This is a genomic window from Pseudomonas sp. 51_B (genome assembly GCF_017491595.1).
GTDB lineage: Bacteria > Pseudomonadota > Gammaproteobacteria > Pseudomonadales > Pseudomonadaceae > Aquipseudomonas > Aquipseudomonas promysalinigenes.
The window spans coordinates 170,169-192,615 of record NZ_JAFGYW010000003.1; the positions used below are offsets into that span (position 1 = coordinate 170,169).

General features: G+C 61.7%; 18 protein-coding genes. 3 read left to right on the plus strand and 15 right to left on the minus strand.

Annotation, left to right across the window (positions count from 1 at the left end):
- Positions 1-28 precede the first annotated feature (28 nt).
- Both mutS and fdxA read left to right on the plus strand, forming a co-directional pair.
- The gene (mutS, locus tag J5M56_RS06035) at positions 29-2,602 is read left to right on the plus strand and encodes a DNA mismatch repair protein MutS (RefSeq protein ID WP_060479504.1); all 2,574 of its coding nucleotides are present in this window, start codon (positions 29-31) and stop codon (positions 2,600-2,602) included.
- A 140-nt stretch (positions 2,603-2,742) separates the two neighbouring features.
- Positions 2,743-3,066, plus strand: coding sequence for a ferredoxin FdxA (gene fdxA, locus J5M56_RS06040; RefSeq protein ID WP_060479505.1), 324 nt, complete (start codon positions 2,743-2,745; stop codon positions 3,064-3,066).
- A gap of 523 nt (positions 3,067-3,589) precedes the next feature.
- On the opposite strand, the gene rpoS is transcribed toward fdxA, so the two are convergent.
- The 8 genes from rpoS to J5M56_RS06080 all read right to left on the minus strand — a co-directional run bounded on the left by rpoS (position 3,590) and on the right by J5M56_RS06080 (position 10,738).
- Positions 3,590-4,597 carry an RNA polymerase sigma factor RpoS gene (rpoS, locus tag J5M56_RS06045; protein WP_060479506.1) on the minus strand — a complete coding sequence of 336 codons (1,008 nt, stop codon included), beginning with the start codon at positions 4,595-4,597 and terminating at the stop codon, positions 3,590-3,592.
- Positions 4,598-4,705: 108 nt separating this feature from the next.
- A complete protein-coding gene (locus J5M56_RS06050; RefSeq protein ID WP_186478723.1) occupies positions 4,706-5,563 on the minus strand; it encodes a peptidoglycan DD-metalloendopeptidase family protein in 858 nt (285 codons plus the stop codon).
- A 168-nt stretch (positions 5,564-5,731) separates the two neighbouring features.
- Positions 5,732-6,370 carry a protein-L-isoaspartate(D-aspartate) O-methyltransferase gene (locus tag J5M56_RS06055; RefSeq protein WP_186478724.1) on the minus strand — a complete coding sequence of 213 codons (639 nt, stop codon included), beginning with the start codon at positions 6,368-6,370 and terminating at the stop codon, positions 5,732-5,734.
- Between the two features lie 41 nt (positions 6,371-6,411).
- Entirely contained in the window at positions 6,412-7,161 is a 750-nt protein-coding gene (gene surE, locus J5M56_RS06060; RefSeq protein WP_186478708.1) for a 5'/3'-nucleotidase SurE, read from the minus strand.
- A complete protein-coding gene (gene truD / locus J5M56_RS06065) occupies positions 7,149-8,207 on the minus strand; it encodes a tRNA pseudouridine(13) synthase TruD (RefSeq protein WP_186478709.1) in 1,059 nt (352 codons plus the stop codon). Before truD ends, surE begins: the two co-directional genes overlap by 13 nt.
- Positions 8,204-8,677, minus strand: a complete 474-nt coding sequence (ispF, locus tag J5M56_RS06070; protein ID WP_060480137.1) for a 2-C-methyl-D-erythritol 2,4-cyclodiphosphate synthase — start codon at positions 8,675-8,677, stop codon at positions 8,204-8,206. Before ispF ends, truD begins: the two co-directional genes overlap by 4 nt.
- A gap of 85 nt (positions 8,678-8,762) precedes the next feature.
- Positions 8,763-9,617 (minus strand): S-formylglutathione hydrolase, encoded by an 855-nt coding sequence (gene fghA, locus J5M56_RS06075; protein WP_186478710.1) that lies wholly within the window; start codon positions 9,615-9,617, stop codon positions 8,763-8,765.
- 8 nt (positions 9,618-9,625) lie between these two features.
- Positions 9,626-10,738, minus strand: a complete 1,113-nt coding sequence (locus J5M56_RS06080; RefSeq protein WP_060480139.1) for an S-(hydroxymethyl)glutathione dehydrogenase/class III alcohol dehydrogenase — start codon at positions 10,736-10,738, stop codon at positions 9,626-9,628.
- Between the two features lie 108 nt (positions 10,739-10,846).
- Here J5M56_RS06080 and J5M56_RS06085 point away from each other — a divergent pair, with 108 nt between their 5' ends.
- On the plus strand, positions 10,847-11,743 hold the full coding sequence (locus J5M56_RS06085; RefSeq protein WP_186478711.1) for a LysR substrate-binding domain-containing protein: 897 nt from the start codon (positions 10,847-10,849) through the stop codon (positions 11,741-11,743).
- A gap of 135 nt (positions 11,744-11,878) precedes the next feature.
- Here the strand turns inward: J5M56_RS06085 and ispD are convergent, their stop codons facing one another.
- The 7 genes from ispD to dnaE all read right to left on the minus strand — a co-directional run bounded on the left by ispD (position 11,879) and on the right by dnaE (position 22,421).
- Entirely contained in the window at positions 11,879-12,586 is a 708-nt protein-coding gene (gene ispD, locus J5M56_RS06090; RefSeq protein ID WP_186478712.1) for a 2-C-methyl-D-erythritol 4-phosphate cytidylyltransferase, read from the minus strand.
- Positions 12,583-12,864, minus strand: a complete 282-nt coding sequence (ftsB, locus tag J5M56_RS06095; RefSeq protein WP_060480142.1) for a cell division protein FtsB — start codon at positions 12,862-12,864, stop codon at positions 12,583-12,585. The genes ispD and ftsB overlap by 4 nt, the downstream gene beginning before the upstream one ends.
- Positions 12,865-13,033: 169 nt before the next feature.
- Positions 13,034-14,323 (minus strand): phosphopyruvate hydratase, encoded by a 1,290-nt coding sequence (gene eno / locus J5M56_RS06100; RefSeq protein WP_060480143.1) that lies wholly within the window; start codon positions 14,321-14,323, stop codon positions 13,034-13,036.
- A gap of 200 nt (positions 14,324-14,523) precedes the next feature.
- Positions 14,524-16,152, minus strand: a complete 1,629-nt coding sequence (locus tag J5M56_RS06105) for a CTP synthase (RefSeq protein WP_050704421.1) — start codon at positions 16,150-16,152, stop codon at positions 14,524-14,526.
- A gap of 269 nt (positions 16,153-16,421) precedes the next feature.
- Entirely contained in the window at positions 16,422-17,705 is a 1,284-nt protein-coding gene (gene tilS / locus J5M56_RS06110) for a tRNA lysidine(34) synthetase TilS (RefSeq protein WP_207870298.1), read from the minus strand.
- 138 nt (positions 17,706-17,843) lie between these two features.
- Positions 17,844-18,791, minus strand: coding sequence for an acetyl-CoA carboxylase carboxyl transferase subunit alpha (gene accA, locus J5M56_RS06115; protein ID WP_060480145.1), 948 nt, complete (start codon positions 18,789-18,791; stop codon positions 17,844-17,846).
- A 105-nt stretch (positions 18,792-18,896) separates the two neighbouring features.
- Complete coding sequence (gene dnaE, locus J5M56_RS06120) at positions 18,897-22,421, minus strand: DNA polymerase III subunit alpha (protein WP_207870300.1); 3,525 nt, start codon at positions 22,419-22,421, stop codon at positions 18,897-18,899.
- Positions 22,422-22,447: the final 26 nt, after the last annotated feature.

Here is a 22,447-nt window from a genome sequence, read left to right on the forward strand (position 1 = left end):
AACCAGATCACCCGCTGTAAGGCCCTGAATGTCTGATCTTTCCGCACACACCCCAATGATGCAGCAGTACTGGAAGCTGAAAAATCAGCACCCGGACCAGCTGATGTTCTACCGCATGGGCGACTTCTACGAAATCTTCTACGAAGATGCAAAGAAAGCCGCGAAACTGCTGGACATCACCCTGACCGCGCGCGGCCAGTCGGCCGGCCAGTCCATCCCCATGTGCGGCATCCCGTTCCACTCGCTGGAAGGCTACCTGGCCAAGCTGGTCAAGCTTGGCGAGTCGGTGGTGATCTGCGAGCAGATCGGCGACCCAGCCACCAGCAAGGGCCCGGTGGAACGCCAGGTGGTGCGCATCATCACCCCCGGCACGGTCAGTGACGAGGCCTTGCTCGACGAGCGCCGCGACAACCTGATCGCCGCCCTGCTCGGTGACGAACGCCTGTTCGGCCTGGCGGTGCTGGACATCACCAGTGGCAACTTCAGCGTGCAGGAGATCAAGGGCTGGGAAAACCTGCTGGCCGAACTCGAACGCCTGAACCCGGTCGAGTTGCTGATCCCGGACGACTGGCCACGCGACCTGCCCGCCGAAAAGCGCCCCGGGGCCCGTCGTCGCGCGCCGTGGGACTTTGATCGGGATTCGGCACGCAAGGCCCTGTGCCAGCAATTCGCAACCAAAGACCTGAAAGGTTTTGGCTGTGACAAGCTGACCCTGGCCATTGGCGCTGCCGGCTGTTTGCTGACCTACGCCAAAGAAACCCAGCGTACCGCCCTGCCGCACCTGCGCAGCCTGCGCCACGAGCGCCTGGACGATACGGTCATTCTGGACGGTGCCAGCCGCCGCAACCTGGAGCTGGATGTGAACCTGGCAGGTGGACGGGACAACACCCTGCAGTCGGTGATCGACCGTTGCCAGACGGCCATGGCCAGCCGCCTGCTGACCCGCTGGTTGAACCGCCCACTGCGTGACCTCAAGGTGCTGCAGGCACGCCAGGATTCGATCCGTTGCCTGCTCGACGGTTACCGCTTCGAAAAGCTGCAACCTCAGCTTAAGGAAATCGGCGATATCGAGCGGATCCTCGCTCGTATCGGCCTACGCAATGCCCGCCCGCGCGACCTGGCGCGCCTGCGCGATGCACTTGGCGCGCTGCCCGAATTGCAGAATGCCATGAGCGAGCTGGAGGCACCGCACCTGGCGCGCCTGGCCGCGATCACCGGGACCTATCCGGAACTGGCCAGCCTGCTGGAGCGGGCGATCATCGACAACCCGCCAGCGGTGATTCGCGATGGCGGTGTACTCAAAGCCGGCTACGACAGCGAGCTGGACGAGCTGCTGGCAATCAGCGAGAACGCCGGCCAGTTCCTGATCGACCTCGAGGCCCGTGAAAAGGCCCGCACCGGCCTTGCCAACCTCAAGGTCGGCTACAACCGCGTGCATGGCTACTTCATCGAGCTGCCGACCAAGCAAGCCGAGCAGGCACCTGGCGACTACATCCGCCGCCAGACCCTCAAAGGCGCCGAGCGGTTCATCACGCCCGAGCTCAAGGCCTTCGAGGATAAAGCGCTGTCGGCAAAGAGCCGCGCCCTGGCGCGCGAGAAGATGCTCTATGACGCGCTGCTGGAAACCCTCATCAGTCACCTGGCGCCGCTGCAGGACAGCGCCGCTGCGCTGGCCGAGATCGACGTGCTGAGCAACCTTGCCGAACGTGCGCTGAACCTCGACCTGAACTGCCCACGCTTCACCGACGAGCCCTGCCTGCGCATCGAGCAGGGCCGCCACCCGGTGGTCGAGCAGGTGCTGACCACACCGTTCGTGGCCAACGACCTGGGGCTGGACGACAGCACGCGCATGCTGATCATCACCGGCCCCAACATGGGCGGTAAGTCCACTTACATGCGCCAGACCGCACTGATCGTACTGATGGCGCACATCGGCAGCTTCGTGCCAGCAGCCAGCTGCGAGCTGTCGCTGGTCGATCGCATCTTCACCCGCATCGGCTCCAGCGACGACCTGGCCGGAGGGCGCTCAACCTTCATGGTCGAGATGAGCGAAACCGCCAACATCCTGCATAACGCCACCGACCGTAGCCTGGTACTGATGGACGAAGTCGGCCGCGGCACCAGCACCTTCGACGGCCTATCGTTGGCCTGGGCCGCCGCCGAGCGCCTGGCCCAACTGCGTGCTTATACCTTGTTCGCCACCCACTACTTCGAGCTGACCGTGCTGCCGGAGAGTGAACCGCTGGTGGCCAACGTGCACCTGAACGCTACCGAGCACAACGAGCGTATCGTTTTCCTGCACCATGTGCTGCCTGGCCCGGCCAGCCAGAGCTACGGCCTGGCCGTGGCGCAGCTGGCTGGAGTGCCTGCGCCAGTGATCCTGCGCGCACGTGAGCACCTGGGCCGGCTGGAAACCACCAGCCTGCCCCATGAAACACCGGTCACGAAAAAGGCCAAGGACGAGCCGCACGTTCCGCACCAGAGCGACCTGTTCGCCAGCCTGCCACACCCGGCCATCGAGAAGCTGGGCAAGCTGGACTTGGATGACATGACCCCGCGTCAAGCTATCGAAACGCTATATCAACTAAAGAACCTGTTATAACGGCGCCCACTACAAGCTGGTAGAATCCGCCGCGGTTTGCTGGTGCTGCAGGTTATTAGCCTGGCCTGCAGCCACATGCCCGCACACCGCGCGGCCCCGAGAGGAAGGGCCGCCGCCGTCGCCTGAGGAGAGAACTAGAAATGACCTTCGTCGTCACCGACAACTGCATCAAATGCAAATACACCGACTGCGTGGAAGTCTGTCCGGTGGACTGCTTCTACGAAGGCCCGAACTTCCTGGTGATTCACCCGGACGAGTGCATCGACTGTGCACTGTGCGAGCCTGAGTGCCCGGCCCAGGCGATCTTCTCGGAAGACGAGATCCCCGCTGGCATGGAGAATTTCATCGAGCTCAATGCCGAACTGGCTGAGGTCTGGCCGAACATCACCGAGCGTAAAGAGGCCTTGCCGGACGCCGAAGAGTGGGATGGCAAGCCTGGCAAGATCGCCGACCTGGAGCGCTAAACGCCCAGAGCAAAAAAGGCCCGCAAAGGGCCTTTTTTCGTTTATTACGGGCAAAAAAAAGGGGCGGTTTGACCCGCCCACATTTTTTCCGTAGTCCCTGCTTGTCCCAAACATCGTCCTGATGAAATCGCTTCTTGCGATGTCCTTGGCTCTCTCCCTGAGAACCTGTGCATGTCCGTGTGCACAGTTCGAATACTAGCGAGTTCCCCAAAGCAGGCAACTGCAGCTTCTCTCTGAATATTACTGGGGACACACTTCCACACAGCTAAAAAATCGCTGAAAATCAAATAGATACGAAAAATCTCTAGCTGAAAACGCCTTTGATTTACTGGCAGTTGCACTGATGGCTTACATAAAGAGTAAGCAAAAGCTTACACGCGATGAATCAGTGGTAGCGCCATTCACATGTTTGCACCTCAAAAACCGAGCTAGCCCTCCATGCATGTGTCGCCTGCAGCGCCAGGCAACACAAACAAAAACGCCCCGAGGTCATCGAGGCGTTTTGCGGACGGTGATGCCAGGCTTATTGGAACAGTGACTCGCTGGACAGGCCGTTTTTCTCAAGTATTTCGCGTAGGCGCTTGAGCCCTTCCACTTGGATCTGTCGCACGCGCTCACGGGTAAGGCCAATCTCCAAGCCCACATCTTCCAATGTGCTGCTTTCGTGCCCCCGCAGGCCAAAGCGACGCACCACCACTTCGCGTTGTTTGTCGGTCAACTCACCCAGCCACTGGTCGATACTCTGCGACAGATCGTCATCCTGCAGCAGGTCGCACGGGTCGGTCGGGCGATCGTCAGTCAGGGTGTCGAGCAGCGTCTTGTCCGAGTCCGGTCCGAGCGAAACATCCACCGAGGATACCCGCTCGTTGAGGCCAAGCATGCGCTTGACCTCTGCAACCGGTTTTTCCAGCAGTGTGGCGATTTCTTCCGGCGATGGTTCGTGGTCGAGCTTTTGCGTCAGCTCCCGCGCGGCACGTAGGTAGACATTGAGCTCTTTGACCACGTGGATAGGCAAGCGGATGGTGCGGGTCTGATTCATGATCGCCCGCTCGATGGTCTGGCGAATCCACCAAGTCGCGTAGGTCGAGAAGCGGAAGCCGCGTTCCGGGTCGAACTTCTCCACTGCCCGAATCAAGCCCAGGTTGCCCTCTTCGATCAAATCGAGCAGAGACAAGCCACGGTTGACATAACGCCGGGCGATTTTCACCACCAAGCGCAGATTGCTTTCGATCATGCGTTTACGGCCGGCGGGGTCACCCTTTTGCGACAAGCGCGCAAAGTGCACTTCCTCTTCCGGCGAGAGCAGCGGCGAGAAGCCGATCTCGTTGAGATACAGCTGAGTGGCATCGAGCGCTCGGGTGTAGTCGATGTACTTGTGCTGCTTGAGCGAAGAGCCTGTTTTGGCTCTGGTCCGAACCGAAGGTACAGCAGGTTCGTCTGACACCACATCCGTTTCCAAAACGATGCCCGTCTCCATCAGGAGGACGTCATCGTCGATGTCAAACTCCGGCACTTCTTTACTCAGAGCCATTGTTATAGTCCTTTGCTGAGTTCGAACTCAGACTCATGCGACGCCTGTCTCCCTGGCAACGCAGGAGCCCGTCCCCTCTACTTCAGAGGAACAGGCCAGGTACAACGATCAACGACGTGGCAGGAACTGGAGCGGATCGACGGGTTTGCCCTGACGGCGAATCTCGAAATGCAGCTTCACCCTATCAGTGCCCGTTGACCCCATTTCAGCAATCGACTGCCCCGCCTTGACCTGCTGCCCCTCCCGAACCAACAGCCTGCGGTTGTGACCGTAGGCACTGACGTAGGTATCGCTGTGCTTGATGATGATCAGCTCGCCGTAGCCCCTCAAACCACTCCCGGCGTAGACCACCGCACCATCAGACGCAGCAAAAACAGGCTGTCCCAAATCACCGGCGATATCAATGCCTTTATTCAAACTACCGTTTGAAGCGAATTTTCCAATCAGCACGCCATTGGCCGGCCATGCCCATTTACCCACCGCGCGCTCTGCGGCGGGCACCGTGGCAACCACCGGCGTAGGCGCAACAGGCGTTGTTGGCGTCGACTTTCCGCCGCTTTGGGGAGGGTTGATAGGCCCGCCGGCAGGGCGACGAATGACCGTAGTCTTGCTGGAGGATGAGGGGTTGGAAACCACCGTGGTGCTACTGGAGGACCCACTGCTGAAACGGATCGCCTGGCCGGGACGAATGGTATACGGGGCGCCGATGCCGTTGCGTGCAGCGAGCTCCTTGTAGTCCCACCCATAACGAAATGCGATGGAGAACAACGTGTCGCCAGGCTTGACGATGTATTGCCCCGTCGTCACAGCGGGGCGCTTGGCCGCAGCTGCGTTGCGGTCGACCACGCGGGCACCGCTGGAGCCTGTGCTGGAGCAACCCGTGAGCAGGGCGCCCACGGCCAGTGCAATCGCCAGAAGCTTGAAAACCGACCCATCCTTGCGCTGCCCGATGCCTGTGTGCCCCACCCGCGCTCCCCTCATGGTGCCAAAAACCGATAAACCGATAAGACGATGTGAAATGCAATATTGTTGCAATTATAACCGAGCCAAGCCGCAATGGCAGGGCTTAGGCCCCGCCTGATAGACAGGCCCGCAGCGCAGGAATTCGTTGCGGGTGCAAATATTCGTGCCGGATCAGGCCAATGGGCCGTTGAGCAGCGGTACGAACCGCACCTGGCCAAGCACGCGACGGGTGAACCCATGCTCTTCGCGAACGATCAGCATCAGCTGTTGCACCTCGCCAGCCGGGCCGACTGGGATGACCATGCGTCCACCGGGCGCCAGTTGGTCGAGAAGCGCCTGCGGCACCTGAGCAGCCACAGCAGTGACGATGATGCCATTGTAGGGGGCCAGCGCCTGCCAGCCATCACAGCCATCGCCCCAACGGAACACCACATTGCGCAGATTGAGCTCTACCAAGCGTTCCTTAGCCCGGTCTTGCAGCACCTTGATGCGCTCCACAGAGAACACCCGTTCGACCAACTGCGCCAGGATCGCCGTCTGGTAGCCCGAACCCGTGCCGATCTCCAGTACCTTGTCCAGCGGCCCCGCCTCCAGCAGCAGCTCGCTCATGTGCGCCACCATGAAGGGCTGAGAGATGGTCTGGTTGTGCCCGATCGGCAGCGCCGTGTCTTCGTAAGCCCGGTGCGCCAGGGCCTCGTCGACGAATAGGTGGCGCGGGGTGCGGCGAATCACCTCCAGCACCTTGGCGTTGGACACCCCTTCCTCGTAGAGGCGCTGGATCAGCCGCTCGCGAGTACGCTGCGAGGTCATGCCAATACCGCCACGGCGCTGCAGATCGTCCTGATCACGCATCAGAGCAGGCCCTCCAGCCAGCCGTCGAGCTGTTCGAAGGCATCGTTGAACGTTCGATCCAGCTGTAATGGAGTGATCGAAATGTAGCCTTGCATGACCGCATGGAAATCGGTGCCCGGCCCGCCGTCCTCGGCGTCGCCCGCCACGGCGATCCAGTAACCTTCCTTGCCACGCGGGTTGACCACTTTGGTCGGCGCCGCCGCCCGTGCCCTGTGACCAAGGCGGGTCAGCTGAATGCCGCGGATGTGCTCCAACGGCAGGTTGGGAATGTTCACGTTGAGCACAGTGCGCGGTGGTAGTTGCAGGCGCGGCAGCGCCTCCACCAGGCGGCGGGCGAAGTGGGCGGCGGTCGGCAGATTGTCAGGCTGTCGCGACAACAACGAGAAGGCCAGCGAAGTGCCGCCCAGGAAGCGGCCCTCCAGCGCGGCAGCGACCGTACCGGAGTAAATCACATCATCCCCCAGGTTCGCCCCCAGGTTGATGCCCGAGACGACCAGGTCCACCGGCTCAGGCAACAAGCCATTGAGGCCCAGGTGCACGCAATCGGTCGGCGTGCCATTGAGGCTGATGAAACCATTGGCCAACGTCTGAGGATGCAGCGGCCGGTCCAGTGTCAGCGAGCTGCCGGCGCCGCTTTTGTCTTGGTCCGGGGCGATCACCACGCACTGGGCATAATCCGCGAGCGCATCATGTAGCGCGGCGAGGCCCGGTGCGGTAACACCGTCGTCGTTCGAAATCAGAATACGCATGGGCTGTCCGTCTGCCCTGCCGGCACCAGATCAACAAGCTCGCGCACCACCACGGTGGCGAAGCATCCGGCCGGAAGGACGAATTCCAGTTGCAGGATATCAGGCTCGGGATAATGCCACGTCAGGCCGCCAATAGGGAGCCGCAGTATTCGCCGTTCGTGATCCATGCCCGCATCGGCGAGCCATTGGCACAGCGCCGCGTGACGCTCGCCTATCGCTGTCTCCAGCGCGCAAGTCGCCTCAGCCGCAGGCGACGGCCCCTGCCCCCACAAGGGGCCGGTGGGGTGCAGATCAAGAATGCTCAAACGAGGATCGCAACATTCCTGCTCGCCTGCTTGGAAAAAGCTACGGCTATCGGTAAACGCCAGCAGGTCTCCAACTTGTGCGCGCTGCCAGCTGCCATCGGCTACACGTGCCGCCAGTACCTGGTTGAACACATAGCTGCGCGCTGCCGACAGCAGGCGCGAGCGCACGTTGCGTTGCTCCGGCAAAGCCCGGCGGGCGGCCCAGCCCTGAGCATCGTGGACATTGCCACCGCCATGGCCGAATCGCTGGGTACCAAAGTAGTTGGGCACCCCTTGTCGCTTGAGTTGTTCCAACCGAGCATCGAGGGCCTGACGATCAGCCGCCAGCGCGGTCAGGCGCAGGGTGAAGCCATTGGCCGAATGGGCACCTCGCTGCAGTTTGCGCTGGTGGCGCACCTGCTTGAGGATGCGCAGGGTATCGTCTTGAGCCCGTGCCAGATCCGGGTCGGCCTTGCCCGGCAGGTGCAGGCTGAACCACTGCCGGGTCAAGGCCTGGCGGTCCTTGAGCCCGGCATAGCTGATAGAGCGCACTGGCACACCGGCAGCGCGGGCCAGCCGGCGGGCAGCCTCTTCGGTATTGAGATCACGCTTCTCGACCCACAACCACAGGTGCTCGCCCTGACCTGACAGCGGGATGTCCAGTACCTCGTCGACCTGGAAGTCTTCAGCCACGGCCTTGAGCACGGCGCTGCCCAACGATTGGCCCGTGGCCCGCGGGCCCAGCAAGTCCAGTTCGGTCATGCTGGCAGCAACAGGGCGACCGCATGCACGGCAATACCCTCCTCACGCCCGGTGAAGCCAAGCTTCTCGGTGGTGGTGGCCTTGACATTGACCTGGTCGAGTTCAACCTGCAGGTCTTGGGCGATCAGCTGACGCATGGTTTCGATGTGCGGGGCCATTTTCGGAGCCTGAGCAACGATGGTGGCGTCGACATTACCGACCTGCCAGCCCTTGGCGTTGACGATCGCGACCACGTGACGCAGCAGCACACGGCTGTCGGCGCCTTTGAATTGCGGGTCGGTATCGGGGAAATGCTTGCCGATGTCGCCCAGCGCCGCGGCACCGAGCAAAGCGTCGCTCAGTGCGTGCAGCAGCACGTCACCGTCGGAATGGGCCAGGAGGCCGTATTTGTGAGGGATACGCACCCCACCCAGGGTAATGAAATCACCGTCGCAGAAACGGTGCACATCGTAGCCGTGGCCAATACGCATAGAAGAACGCCCTGATTGAGTCAGGGCGTGATTCTACCTGCTTTAGCCGCTATTGGGTTGCCATCTGGGCGGCCCGCCAAGACGCCTACACGCGCCCAAGGGCCACCGCGTGATGGCGCAAGTGCTCATCGATGAAGCTGGCGATGAAGTAGTAACTGTGATCGTAGCCAGGCTGCAGGCGCAGAACGAGCTCATGCCCGCCTTTGCGTGCGGCCAGCTCCAATGCCTCGGGCTTGAGTTGCTTCTCGAGGAAATCGTCGCGGTCGCCCTGATCCACCAGCACCGGCGGGCACTGGCCTGCCGGGGTTTCGGCCAGCAACACGCTGGCGTCCCATTCGCGCCAGCGCGCACGGTCTTCACCCAGGTAGCGGCTGAAGGCTTTTTCACCCCACGGGCAATCGATCGGATTGCTGATCGGCGAAAATGCCGACACCGAGCGATAGCGCCCTGGATTGCGCAATGCGCAGACCAGCGCGCCGTGCCCACCCATGGAATGGCCGCTGATGCTGCGCTGGTCGGACGCTGGGAAGTGCGCCTCGATCAGTGCTGGCAGTTCCTGCACCACGTAGTCATGCATGCGGTAGTGCTGCGCCCAAGGTTGCTGGGTGGCGTTGAGATAGAACCCGGCGCCATGGCCAAAATCCCAAGCACCCTCAGGGTCGCCCGGCACCTGCTCGCCCCGCGGGCTGGTGTCGGGTGCGACGATGATCAGCCCCAGTTCTGCGGCAAGGCGCTGGGCACCCGCCTTCTGCATGAAGTTCTCATCGGTGCAGGTGAGGCCGCTGAGCCAGTACAGAACCGGCAGTTTCTCGCCCTGCTCGGCCTGTGGTGGCAGATATACAGCGAACACCATGTCACAGCCCAGCACCTTGGAGTGATGCCGGTAACGCTTGTGCCAGCCGCCGAAGCTTTTCTGGCAGGAGATGTTATCCAGGCTCATGGCTGACCTCAGAAGTGGATCACGCTACGGATGCTCTTGCCTTCATGCATCAGGTCGAAGGCTTTGTTGATGTCCTCCAGGCCCATGGTATGGGTGATGAAGGTATCGAGCGGAATCTCACCCTTCTCGGACATTTCCACATAGCTTGGCAGCTCGCTGCGGCCACGCACCCCGCCGAATGCCGAACCACGCCAGACGCGGCCAGTCACCAGCTGGAACGGGCGGGTAGCGATTTCCTGGCCGGCCCCGGCGACACCAATGATCACCGACTCGCCCCAGCCTTTGTGGCAGCATTCCAGCGCCGCGCGCATCAGTTGCACATTGCCGATGCACTCGAACGAAAAGTCCACGCCACCGTCGGTGAGGTCCACGATCACTTCCTGGATCGGGCGGTCGTAGTCTTTGGGGTTGATGCAGTCGGTGGCGCCCAGTTGACGGGCGATTTCGAACTTGGCTGGGTTGATGTCGATGGCGATGATGCGCGAAGCCTTGGCCTTGACCGCACCGATTACCGCCGACAGCCCGATACCGCCCAGGCCGAAGATGGCCACGGTGTCACCGGCTTTCACTTTGGCGGTATTGAGCACCGCGCCGATGCCGGTGGTGACCCCGCAACCGAGCAGGCAGACCTTCTCCAGCGGCGCTTCTTTCTGAATTTTGGCCACGGAGATTTCGGGCAGTACGGTGTACTCGGAGAAGGTCGAGGTGCCCATGTAATGGAACAACTGCTGGCCCTTGTACGAGAAGCGCGTGGTGCCGTCGGGCATCAAGCCTTTGCCTTGGGTGGCGCGGATGGCTTGGCATAGGTTGGTCTTACCGGAGAGGCAGAATTTGCACTTGCCGCATTCGGGGGTGTAGAGCGGGATCACGTGATCGCCCACCGCCAGCGAAGTCACGCCTTCGCCCACGGCTTCGACGATCGCCCCACCTTCGTGGCCGAGGATCGACGGGAAGATGCCTTCAGGGTCGGCACCGGACAAGGTGTAGGCGTCGGTGTGGCAAACACCACTGGCGACCACGCGCAGCAGCACCTCGCCGGCCTTGGGCATGGCCACGTCGACTTCGACGATTTCCAGGGGTTTCTTGGCCTCGAAGGCTACGGCAGCACGGGACTTGATCATCACAGGGTCTCCAGACAGAGGATCGATTCAATCCAGCAGTGTAATCCAGCCACTTTTGATAAATAATCCGAGCCAAGCCAAAACATTATTGCCATACAGGGATAATTCATGAGCAGCCGTTGGGAAGGCATTGACGAATTTGTCGCCGTGGCCGAGTCCGGTCAGTTCACGGCGGCCGCCGAGCGCTTGGGCGTATCGTCGTCCCATATCAGCCGGCAGATCGCTCGCTTGGAGGAGCGCCTGCAAACCCGCTTGCTCTACCGCAGTACCCGCCGGGTAGCGTTGAGCGAAGCTGGGCAGACTTTCTTGCAACACTGCCAGCGCCTGCAGGACGGCCGTGAAGAAGCCTTGCGCGCCATGGGTGACCTTGCCAGCGAGCCCAAGGGCCTGCTGCGCATGACCTGTGCGGTGGCCTACGGCGAGCGCTTCATCGTGCCATTGGTGACCCGCTTCATGGCGCTGTACCCGCAATTGCGGGTCGAAGTGGAGCTGAGCAACCGCACCCTGGACCTGCTGCACGAAGGCATGGACCTGGCCATTCGCCTCGGCCGGCTGGCCGACTCGCGGCTGATCGCCACGCGCCTTGCACCGCGGCGCATGTACTTGTGCGCGTCGCCGGCGTACCTGGAGCGCTACGGGCGGCCGCACAGTCTTTCCGAACTGGCCAGGCACAACTGCCTGATCGGCAGCTCCGATCTGTGGGCACTGCAATACGATGGCCGTGAGATCAGTCAGCGGGTACAGGGCAACTGGCGTTGCAACAGTGGCCAGGCGGTGCTGGATGCCGCGTTGTTGGGCATGGGGTTGTGCCAGTTACCTGACTACTACGTGCTCGAACACCTGAACTCTGGCGCACTGGTGTCGTTGCTTGAGGGGCACCAGCCGCCGAATACGGCGGTATGGGCGTTGTATCCGCAGCAGCGGCATCTGTCGCCGAAGGTCAGGCGGCTGGTTGATTATCTGAAAGAGGGCCTAGGCGGCCTGCCGGAGTATCGGCATGTCTAGGGTGCGGGAGGATTGACGCATCTGCCCAGGCCGGCGTTTTCGCGGATAAACCTGCCGGGGCTGCGCAGGTTTTCAGATTAGCGCCACCCTTACGGGCGGGTTCGCACGCAACCAGACCGGAGCAGTAACGGTTGATCAGCGCCTGCCCGCCCAGCGCTGACGCAACCACTCCAGGTCTTCCGGTCGGGTGACTTTGATGTTGTCACTGCGCCCCTCGACCAGGCGCGGCGCCTGCCCAGACCACTCGATGGCAGAAGCCTCATCGGTCACTACCACATCGGAAACCAGACTCTCGGCCAATGCCCGATGCAACATGCCCAAGCGAAACATCTGCGGCGTATACGCTTGCCAGATGGTGCTGCGGTCCACCGTCGCGGCGACCCGCCCACTGGCATCGGCACGCTTGAGCGTATCCCGAGCCGGCACCGCCAGCAGCCCACCGACGGCGTCACCGGCCAACTCCGACAGCAGCTTGTCCAGGTCACTACGGGCCAGGTTCGGCCGCGCCGCATCGTGCACTAGCACCCAGTCGTGCTCCGATGCCCCTTGGGCATGCAACAACAACAAGGCATTGAGCACCGAATCGGCACGTTCACGACCGCCCGGTGCACGCTGAATACTCGGATCACTGGCGCAGCCAAGCCGAGGCCAGTAAGGGTCGTCTTCGGCGATGCTGACCACCACGCCTTTGAGCGAGGGGTGGCCAAGGAAACAATCGAGGCTATGCTCGAGCAGCGTCTGCCCAGCCAGCTCCAGGTATTGCTTGGGGCGATCGGCAGCCATGCGGGCACCCACGCCCGCTGCAGGGATCACGGCCCAGAAAGCCGGTAAGGGTTCAATCATTTTTGCGGCAGCTGGTAGAGGGTTTCGCCCTCTTTGACCATTCCAAGTTCATGACGAGCCCGTTCTTCAACGGTCTCCATACCTTTTTTGAGCTCCAGCACCTCGGCATAGAGCACACGGTTACGCTCCAGCAGCCGTTCATTCTCGGCATGCTGTTCTTCGATCTGCTGCTTGAGCTCGGCCACTTGCGCCAGGCTGCCGTTACCCACCCAAAGGCGGTATTGCAGGCCACCGAGCAGCACAAGCAGGACAAGGAACAACCAATAGGGACTGCGCATCAAGGTATCCAGATTAAAGACCGCCGCACACGGACGTCATATAGCACGAAGCCTGGCCGAGGCCAGGCTTCGTGGACAGAAACCCGCATGAAGCGCCGGATGGCTGGGTACCGAAATTCAGTACCCAAGCCCCGACAGCCTCGGTTGCTGTCTTTTTACCATCTCTTGCTTAGCCGCGAAACTCGGCACGACCACGGTAAACCGCTTTGGCGCCCAGTTGCTCTTCGATGCGCAGCAGTTGGTTGTACTTCGAGACACGGTCGGAACGGCACAGCGAACCAGTCTTGATCTGGCCAGCAGCGGTACCCACAGCCAGGTCGGCGATGGTCGAGTCTTCGGTTTCACCGGAGCGGTGCGAGATCACCGCGGTATAGCCGGCAGCCTTGGCCATCTGGATGGCTTCCAGGGTTTCGGTCAGCGAGCCGATCTGGTTGAACTTGATCAGGATCGAGTTACCGATACCCTTCTCGATGCCTTCCTTGAGGATCTTGGTGTTGGTCACGAACAGATCGTCACCCACCAGCTGTACTTTGGTACCGATCTTGTCGGTGAGGATTTTCCAGCCAGCCCAGTCGGACTCGTCCAGGCCGTCTTCGATCGAGATGATCGGGAAGCGCTCGGTCAGGCCTTTGAGGTACTCGGCAAACCCTTCGGCGTCGAACGACTTGCCTTCACCGGACAGGTTGTACTTGCCGTCTTCGTAGAACTCCGAAGCCGCGCAGTCCAATGCCAGAGTCACGTCGGTGCCCAGCTTGTAGCCGGCCTTTTCCACAGCTTCGGCGATGGCGCCCAGGGCGTCTTCGTTGGAAGCCAGGTTCGGGGCGAAACCACCCTCGTCACCCACGGCAGTGTTCAGGCCACGGGCCTTGAGCACGGCTTTGAGGTGGTGGAAGATTTCGGTGCCCATGCGCAGGCCGTCGGAGAAGGTCTTGGCGCCAACGGGCTGAACCATGAACTCCTGGATGTCGACGTTGTTGTCGGCGTGCTCGCCGCCGTTGATGATGTTCATCATCGGAACCGGCATGGAGTACTGGCCTGGGGTGCCATTGAGGTTGGCGATGTGCGCGTACAGTGGCAGATCCTGGTCCTGTGCAGCGGCCTTGGCGGCAGCCAGGGACACGGCCAGGATGGCGTTGGCGCCCAGCTTGGCCTTGTTCTCGGTACCGTCCAGCTCGATCATGGCGCGGTCCAGGGCCTTCTGGTCGGAAGGATCCTTGCCCAGCAGCAGGTCACGAATCGGGCCGTTGATGTTGGCGACGGCCTTCAACACGCCCTTGCCCAGGTAACGGCTCTTGTCGCCATCACGCAGCTCCAGCGCTTCGCGCGAGCCGGTGGAAGCACCGGACGGCGCGCAAGCGCTGCCGATGATGCCGTTGTCGAGCAGTACATCGGCTTCCACAGTGGGGTTGCCACGCGAATCGAGAACTTCACGACCTTTGATGTCGACGATTTTTGCCATTGTTGTAAGCACTCCAGAATTGACGAAAACAACGCAACTTTAGGAAATTCTTGCCTTGCACCAGGCGGGGACGCAGCAGGCAGGCCTGGCAGAAGCGACCCCTGACCGAACGGTCAGGGGAAGATCGCGGCGTACTTTACCCGAGAAATGAGCCTTGCGCGGCTTTAACCGTCGGAAAACTCATCAAAGACCTGAAAAAATCAGGCTTTGTTCTTCTGGGCCAGGGCCGCTTTGACGAAGCCGCTGAACAGCGGGTGGCCGTCACGCGGGGTGGAGGTGAACTCCGGGTGGAACTGGCAAGCCACGAACCATGGGTGATCTTTGGATTCGACCACTTCGACCAGCGCGCCGTCCTCGGAACGACCAGATACCACCAGGCCAGCATCAACCAGCTGAGGCAGCAGGTTATTGTTGACTTCGTAGCGGTGACGGTGACGCTCGGTAATCACGTCCTTGCCATAGCAGTCGTGGACCTTGGAGCCGGCAGCCAGTTGGCAGTCCTGCGCGCCCAGGCGCATGGTACCGCCCAGATCGGACGCTTCGGTACGGGTTTCGACGGCACCTGTGGCATCGGCCCACTCAGTGATCAGGCCGACCACCGGATGGCCGCTGTTGCGGTCGAACTCGGTGGAGTTGGCGTCTTTCCAGCCCATTACGTTGCGGGCGAACTCGATCACGGCCACCTGCATACCCAGGCAGATGCCCAGGTACGGCACCTTGTTCTCACGGGCGTACTGCACGGCCGTGATCTTGCCTTCCACGCCACGCAGGCCGAAACCGCCTGGCACCAGAATGGCATCGGCGCCTTCGAGCAGGCTGGTGCCCTGGTTCTCGATGTCTTCGGAGTCGATGTAACGCAGGTTGACCTTGGTTCGGTTGGTGATGCCGGCGTGGCTCATCGCTTCGATCAGCGACTTGTACGCATCCAGCAGCTCCATGTACTTGCCGACCATGGCGATGGTCACTTCCTGCTCAGGGTTGAGCTTGGCATCGACGACCTTGTCCCACTCGGACAGGTCGGCGCTGTTGCACTGCAGGCCGAAACGCTCGACGACGAAGTCGTCCAGGCCCTGGGCGTGCAGCACACCTGGGATCTTGTAAATGGTGTCGACGTCTTCCAGCGAAATCACCGCACGCTCTTCGACGTTGGTGAACAGCGCGATCTTGCGGCGCGACGAGGCATCGACCGGGTGGTCGGAACGGCAGATCAATACGTCAGGCTGCAGGCCGATGGAACGCAGTTCCTTGACCGAGTGCTGAGTCGGCTTGGTCTTGGTCTCGCCAGCAGTGGCGATGTAGGGTACCAATGTCAGGTGCATCAGCATGGCGCGCTTGGAGCCTACTTCCACCCGCAGCTGGCGGATCGCCTCGAGGAACGGTTGCGATTCGATGTCGCCCACCGTACCGCCGATCTCCACCAGGGCCACGTCGGCATCGCCTGCACCCTTGATGATGCGGCGCTTGATTTCGTCAGTGATGTGCGGAATGACCTGGATGGTCGCGCCCAAGTAGTCACCACGGCGCTCTTTACGCAGCACGTGCTCGTAGATGCGGCCGGTGGTGAAGTTGTTGTTCTGGGTCATGGTGGTGCGGATGAACCGCTCGTAGTGGCCCAGGTCCAGGTCGGTCTCGGCGCCATCGTGGGTGACGAACACCTCACCATGCTGGAACGGGCTCATGGTGCCCGGATCGACGTTGATGTACGGATCCAGCTTGAGCATGGTGACCTTCAGGCCCCGCGCTTCCAGGATGGCCGCCAGGGAAGCCGAGGCAATGCCTTTCCCCAATGAAGAAACAACACCGCCCGTGACGAATATGTAGCGCGTCATGAAAAACCCTAGAAGTCTGCGTTAAGGCGGCCAGCGCCGCCGGAGAAAGCGAAGGAAGGCCGAAGCCCCCGATCACCTGCGTCAATCACAGTGCATCTCGAAAAACTGCCGCGTCTGTACAGACCAGGAGTATTCCCGGCATGGAGCTCGCTCGTCATTTTCAGAATCAGCCCAGCAAAAAACTGCTTGGTAATCGGCAACTGCTGTGTTTCCGGGGAAGCCACAGAAGTTGTATCAAGAAGGGAGGGTAGTCTACCGGAATGTACCCTTCAGCTCAAACCTTGCGCGTTCGTCGGCAGCGCCCAATGAAGCTGGCAATCGGCTTGGGCCAAGGATGGCAGATTGGCCACCGCCAGCAAGCGTTCGCCGCAAAACAGCAAGGGCAGGCGCGGGCGCACAAAGTGCGGGACCTGCAACTCGTTGAGCAGGCGCTTGAGGTCGCGTCGCCCGCGCCCGGCGACATCCAGCATCTCACCGCCCTGGCGGTAGGCGATGTGCAGATCGCTCTGCGGCCCAGCGACATCAAGACGCACGTAGCCGTTGCCAGGCAGCGCCAGGCTGGCGCCGGGGTCTGCCCATGGGTACTCACCTTTGGGTGTTTGCAGCCAGTCCCCGCTCAACCACCAGATGCGCCCCTGGCTACGCAGCAGGCACCCGTCAGCGAGCCGCCAGACCGGCTGCGCATCCGCCGCCGCGTCCCGCAGATTTGCCCAGCCCGCCCAATGCCGCGTGTCGGGTAACCGGGTTCGCTTGCTGAGCCAGTATTGCAAGGCATTGCGCTGGCGCGCAGGCGACAATCGGACAAGCGTCGCCAAGTCGAGCGAGGGCAACGTTGCCCAGGCAGGTGCTGCGCCCTGCACGGCTTGCGCCAGGTCGCCTGCAGCCAATTCATCGAGCAAGCCCAGAGCCTCCCCCAGGTGTTCTGCACAGCGGGCGATGTTCTGGCGGGCTTGGGGCCAACGCTGCTGCAATGGCGCAAACATCTCTGCGCGCAGGTAGTTGCGGTCGAAGGTGGTATCCACGTTCGTCGGGTCTTCGATCCACACCAACTCATTGGCGTGGGCGTAGTCATGCAACTGCTGACGCGAGGTTCCCAGCAATGGCCGAACCAGGCTGCCCTGCCCTAATCGTCGCTGCGCAGGCATTGCCGCCAGGCCACGCAACCCGGCGCCGCGCAGCAAGCGCAGGAGCAAGGTTTCGGCCTGGTCGTCGCGGTGATGAGCGGTGAACAGGATTTCACCGGGCGCGAGGATCTGCTCGAAGGCTGCATATCGCGCGTCGCGGGCGGCCTGTTCGAGGCTGGCGCTGGAGGAAACCTGGACGTAGATGACCTGGAGCTCGATGCCGAGCTTGTCGCAGATGGCTTGGCAGTGGGCCGGCCAGGCGTCGGCGGCCGATTGCAGGCCGTGATGGATGTGCAAGGCACGCAGCGCAGGAGCTGAAGTTTGGCGGGCGTATTCGGCCAACAGGTGCAGAAGCACGGTTGAGTCGAGGCCGCCAGAGAAAGCGATGTACCAGGTGGGGGCGTTGCGCCAAGGGGTGAGGTTGATCATGTGCGCCTCACTTGGCTTGATAACCGGATCCATGCGAGCTTGCCCGCGAACCCACGCGAAGCCAGTGCCGTGCACCGCATCGCCTGTTTCGCGGGTGAAGCCGCGCCCATATGGGCCGCAGCGCGGCCCTGGGATGAATCAGAGGCCGTAGCTCATCAAGCGGTCGTAACGACGGGCCAGCAGGGTGTCGTGGTCGAGCTTGCCGAGCATGTCCAGCTGCTGTACCAAGTCGGCACGAATGCTCTCGGACATCTTGGCCGGATCACGGTGGGCGCCGCCCAGCGGCTCCTCAATGACCTTGTCGACGATGTTCAGGCTTTTCAGGCGCTCGGCAGTGATGCCCATGGCTTCGGCGGCGTCGGCAGCCTTGTCGGCGGTCTTCCACAGGATCGAGGCGCAGCCTTCGGGCGAGATGACCGAGTAGGTGGAGTACTGCAGCATGTTCAGCTGATCGCACACGCCGATGGCCAGTGCACCGCCAGAACCACCCTCACCGATCACGGTAGCGATGATTGGGGTTTTCAGACGAGCCATGACCCGCAGGTTCCAGGCGATGGCCTCGCTCTGGTTACGCTCTTCGGCGTCGATGCCAGGGTAGGCGCCCGGGGTGTCGATGAAGGTCAGGATCGGCATCTTGAAGCGCTCGGCCATTTCCATCAGGCGGCAGGCCTTGCGATAGCCCTCAGGGCGCGGCATGCCGAAGTTGCGGCGTACCTTTTCACGCACTTCACGGCCCTTCTGGTGCCCGATGACCATCACCGGCTTGCCATCCAGACGCGCGGTACCACCAACAATGGCGGCGTCATCGGAAAAGTGGCGGTCGCCGTGCAGCTCTTCGAACTCGGTGAAGATGTGCTCCAGATAGTCCAGGGTGTAAGGACGACGTGGGTGGCGCGCCAGGCGGGCGATCTGCCAGCTGGTCAGGTTGCCGAAGATGCTTTCGGTCAGGGTGTTGCTCTTGTCTTGCAGACGGGCAATTTCATCGCTGATGTTCAGCGAGTTGTCGTTGCCTACCAGGCGCAGGCCTTCGATCTTGGCTTGCAGGTCGGCAATCGGCTGTTCGAAATCGAGAAAATTCGGGTTCATAGTCATCCGTCTTGGGTCTACGGCCAGGCGGCCGGCCGGTTGATCCGTTTGGCGCCATACCTTAAGGGATCAGGCGCATATAGGTCGAGATTAAATTTCGTCGATTCAACGATATTGCAGGAAGACGTTCTCACGTCCGAACTGGTCACGCAGTGCCTGAATCAGGCCGTCGGCCGGGTCTATCGACCACTGGTCACCGAACTGCAGCATGGCCTTGGCATCGCTGCCGGTGTACTCGAGGGTGATCGGGCAGGCGCCGCGATGCCGGGTGATCAACTCGCCCAGCCATTTCAGGCGGTCGCCCTTGAGTGCCTCATGGGCCACCTTCAAGCGCAGGCTCTCGGCCAGCTTGGTGCGTGCATCCTCCATGGTCATCACCTGCTTGACCCGCAGGCGCAGGCCGCCTGAGAAGTCGTCGTTGCTGACCTCGCCTTCGACCACCACCATGGCATCGGTCTGCAGCAAAGACTGGGCCGCCACGTAGGCGTCGGCGAACAGCGAAGCCTCGATGCGCCCGGAGCGGTCATCGAGGGTGACGAAGCCCATCTTGTCGCCTTTCTTGTTCTTCATCACCCGCATGGCAATGATCATCCCGGCGATGGTCTGAGTCTCGCGCGAGGGCTTGAGATCGATGATGCGCTGGCGGGCGAAACGGCGGATCTCGGTTTCGTATTCGTCGATCGGATGGCCGGTGAGGTACAAGCCCAAGGTGTCCTTCTCGCCTTTAAGGCGCTCCTTGAGGGTCAGCTCACGCACCTTGCGGTGGTTGGCATAGACGTCCACGTCTGCGGCGTCGAACATGCCGCCGAACAGGTCGACATGGCCACTGTCGGCGGTATGCGCAGCCTGTTCGGCGGCCTTGATGGCCTCGCCCAGCGCCGCCAGCAAGGTGGCGCGGTTGATGTCGATACTGGCGTGATACGCCTTGATCTCGTCATGGAAATGTGGGCCCAACCGGTCCAGGGCACCACTGCGGATCAAGGCATCGAGGGTGCGCTTGTTGACCCGCTTGAGGTCGATGCGCTCGCAGAAGTCGAACAGGTCCTTGAACGGCCCGCCTTGGGCACGCGCTTCGACGATGGCCTCCACCGGGCCCTCACCGACGCCTTTGATCGCACCCAGGCCATAGACGATGCGGCCATCGTTGTTGACGGTGAACTTGAAGTCGGAGAAGTTCACATCCGGCGCATCGAGGCGCAGCTTCATGCTGCGCACTTCCTCGACCAGCACCACCACCTTGTCGGTGTTGTGCATGTCCGCTGAGAGTACCGCTGCCATGAAAGGCGCAGGATAGTGGGTTTTCAGCCATGCAGTCTGATAAGAAACCAACCCATAGGCGGCCGAGTGGGATTTGTTGAAGCCGTAACCTGCGAACTTTTCCACCAGGTCGAAGATGTTACCGGCCAGATCAGCATCGATGTTGTTGGCAACGCAACCTTCGATGAAGCCGCCCCGCTGCTTGGCCATTTCTTCAGGCTTTTTCTTACCCATTGCCCGGCGCAGCATGTCTGCACCGCCCAGGGTGTAGCCTGCCATCACCTGGGCAATCTGCATCACCTGTTCCTGGTACAGAATGATGCCGTAGGTGGGCGCCAGCACCGGCTTGAGGCCTTCGTACTGGTAGTCGGAGTGCGGGTAGGCCAGTTCGGCACGGCCGTGCTTACGGTTGATGAAGTCGTCCACCATGCCCGATTGCAGCGGGCCGGGGCGGAACAACGCCACCAGTGCGATCAGGTCTTCCAGGCAGTCGGGCTTGAGCTTCTTGATCAGCTCTTTCATGCCGCGGGATTCGAGCTGGAACACCGCCGTGGTTTCGGCTTTCTGCAGCAACTCGTAGGTCTTGCGGTCATCCAGGGGGATGAAATCGATGTTGACGTCAGGCAGGTTCTGCTTGGCCTGCTCGCGGTTGATGATTTCCATCGCCCACTTGATGATGGTCAAGGTGCGCAGGCCAAGGAAGTCGAACTTCACCAGGCCCGCCGCCTCGACGTCATCCTTGTCGAACTGGGTCACCAGGCCGCCGCCCTCCTCGTCACAGGCAATCGGCGAAAAGTCGGTGAGTTTGGTTGGCGCGATGACCACGCCACCGGCATGCTTGCCGGTGCCTCGGGTCACCCCTTCGAGCTTGAGCGCCATGTCCCAGATTTCGCGGGCATCTTCGTCGCCCTTGAGGAAGTCGCGCAGGATCTCTTCCTGCTCGTAGGCCTTCTCCAGGGTCATGCCCACTTCGAACGGGATCATCTTCGACAGCCGGTCGGCCAGGCCGTAGGACTTGCCCTGCACCCGCGCCACATCGCGCACCACCGCCTTGGCGGCCATGGTGCCGAAGGTGATGATCTGGCTCACGGCATTACGGCCATAAGCTTCGGCCACGTAATCGATCACCCGGTCGCGGCCATCCATGCAGAAGTCGACGTCGAAGTCGGGCATGGAAATACGTTCAGGGTTGAGGAAGCGCTCGAACAGCAGGTCGTAGGCCAGCGGATCGAGGTCGGTGATCTTCAGCACGTAGGCCACCAGGGAACCGGCACCCGAACCCCGGCCCGGGCCTACCGGCACATCGTTGTTCTTGGCCCACTTGATGAAGTCCATAACGATGAGGAAGTAACCGGGGAAACCCATCTGGATGATGATGTCCAGTTCGAACTTCAGCCGGTCCAGGTAGACCTGGCGTTTTTCTTCGTAGTTGGGCGTGGTCTCTTTCGGCCAGAGCACCGCCAGGCGCTCCTCCAGGCCTTCGTGCGAGACATGGCGCAGATAATCGTCGATACCCATGCCATTGGGCGTCGGGAAGTCGGGCAGGAAGTACTTGCCGAGCTGCACCTGGATGTTGCAGCGTTTGGCGATTTCCACAGTGTTGGCGATTGCATCGGGCAGGTCGCTGAACAGCTCGGCCATTTCTTCGGCCGACTTCAGGTACTGCTGGTCGCTGTAGTTGCGCGGCCGGCGCGGGTCGTCGAGGGTCCAGCCTTCGCCGATGCAAACCCGGGTTTCGTGAGCATCGAAGTCCGATTGCTTGATGAAACGTACGTCGTTGGTGGCCACCAACGGCGCGCCGAGCTGGTCGGCCAGGGCCACGGCGGCGTGTACGTAGTCTTCGTCACCCGCACGGTTGGTGCGCTGCACCTCGACGTAGAAGCGGTCTGGGAACATGCCCATCCAGTCGCGCAGCAGGGCCTGGGCTTCAGCCTGACGGCCGCTCGCCAGCGCCATGCCGATGTCGCCTTCCTTGCCCGCAGACAGGGCAATCAGCCCATCACTGGCAGGGGCAATCCACTCGCGTTGGACAATCACCAGCCCGTTGCGTTGACCGTCGGTCCAGCCACGGGAAATCAGCTCGGTGAGGTTGCGGTAGCCTTGGGGGTTCATGGCCAGGAAGCAGATGCGCGACAGCGGTGCTTCCGGGTCGGCGCCGGCCAGCCAAAGGTCGGCGCCACAGATCGGTTTGATCCCGGCGCCCATGGCGGTTTTGTAGAACTTCACCAGCGAGCACATGTTGCTCTGGTCGGTGATCGCCACCGCAGGCATGTTCATCCCCGCCAGCGCCTTGGCCAGCGGCTTGATCCGCACCAGGCCGTCTACCAGCGAGAATTCGGAATGGACGCGCAGGTGAACGAAGGGAACCGACATGGAAAGTCCTGTAGCAGTGCTGAACG

Excerpts from the sequence above, each read along its gene's own strand:
- J5M56_RS06080 (WP_060480139.1), bottom strand. The coding sequence starts at position 10,738 with ATGATCAAGTCCCGTGCTGCCGTAGCCTTCGAGGCCAAGAAACCCCTG.
- surE (WP_186478708.1), bottom strand. The coding sequence starts at position 7,161 with ATGCGTATTCTGATTTCGAACGACGACGGTGTTACCGCACCGGGCCTC.
- rpoS (WP_060479506.1), bottom strand. The coding sequence starts at position 4,597 with ATGGCTCTGAGTAAAGAAGTGCCGGAGTTTGACATCGACGATGACGTC.
- truD (WP_186478709.1), bottom strand. The coding sequence starts at position 8,207 with ATGACCGAACTGGACTTGCTGGGCCCGCGGGCCACGGGCCAATCGTTG.
- dnaE (WP_207870300.1), bottom strand. The coding sequence starts at position 22,421 with ATGTCGGTTCCCTTCGTTCACCTGCGCGTCCATTCCGAATTCTCGCTG.
- J5M56_RS06085 (WP_186478711.1), top strand. The coding sequence starts at position 10,847 with ATGAGCAGCCGTTGGGAAGGCATTGACGAATTTGTCGCCGTGGCCGAG.
- tilS (WP_207870298.1), bottom strand. The coding sequence starts at position 17,705 with ATGATCAACCTCACCCCTTGGCGCAACGCCCCCACCTGGTACATCGCT.
- J5M56_RS06055 (WP_186478724.1), bottom strand. The coding sequence starts at position 6,370 with ATGACCTCGCAGCGTACTCGCGAGCGGCTGATCCAGCGCCTCTACGAG.
- eno (WP_060480143.1), bottom strand. The coding sequence starts at position 14,323 with ATGGCAAAAATCGTCGACATCAAAGGTCGTGAAGTTCTCGATTCGCGT.
- fdxA (WP_060479505.1), top strand. The coding sequence starts at position 2,743 with ATGACCTTCGTCGTCACCGACAACTGCATCAAATGCAAATACACCGAC.
- ispF (WP_060480137.1), bottom strand. The coding sequence starts at position 8,677 with ATGCGTATTGGCCACGGCTACGATGTGCACCGTTTCTGCGACGGTGAT.
- accA (WP_060480145.1), bottom strand. The coding sequence starts at position 18,791 with ATGAACCCGAATTTTCTCGATTTCGAACAGCCGATTGCCGACCTGCAA.
- J5M56_RS06105 (WP_050704421.1), bottom strand. The coding sequence starts at position 16,152 with ATGACGCGCTACATATTCGTCACGGGCGGTGTTGTTTCTTCATTGGGG.
- ispD (WP_186478712.1), bottom strand. The coding sequence starts at position 12,586 with ATGATTGAACCCTTACCGGCTTTCTGGGCCGTGATCCCTGCAGCGGGC.
- fghA (WP_186478710.1), bottom strand. The coding sequence starts at position 9,617 with ATGAGCCTGGATAACATCTCCTGCCAGAAAAGCTTCGGCGGCTGGCAC.
- ftsB (WP_060480142.1), bottom strand. The coding sequence starts at position 12,864 with ATGCGCAGTCCCTATTGGTTGTTCCTTGTCCTGCTTGTGCTGCTCGGT.
- mutS (WP_060479504.1), top strand. The coding sequence starts at position 29 with ATGTCTGATCTTTCCGCACACACCCCAATGATGCAGCAGTACTGGAAG.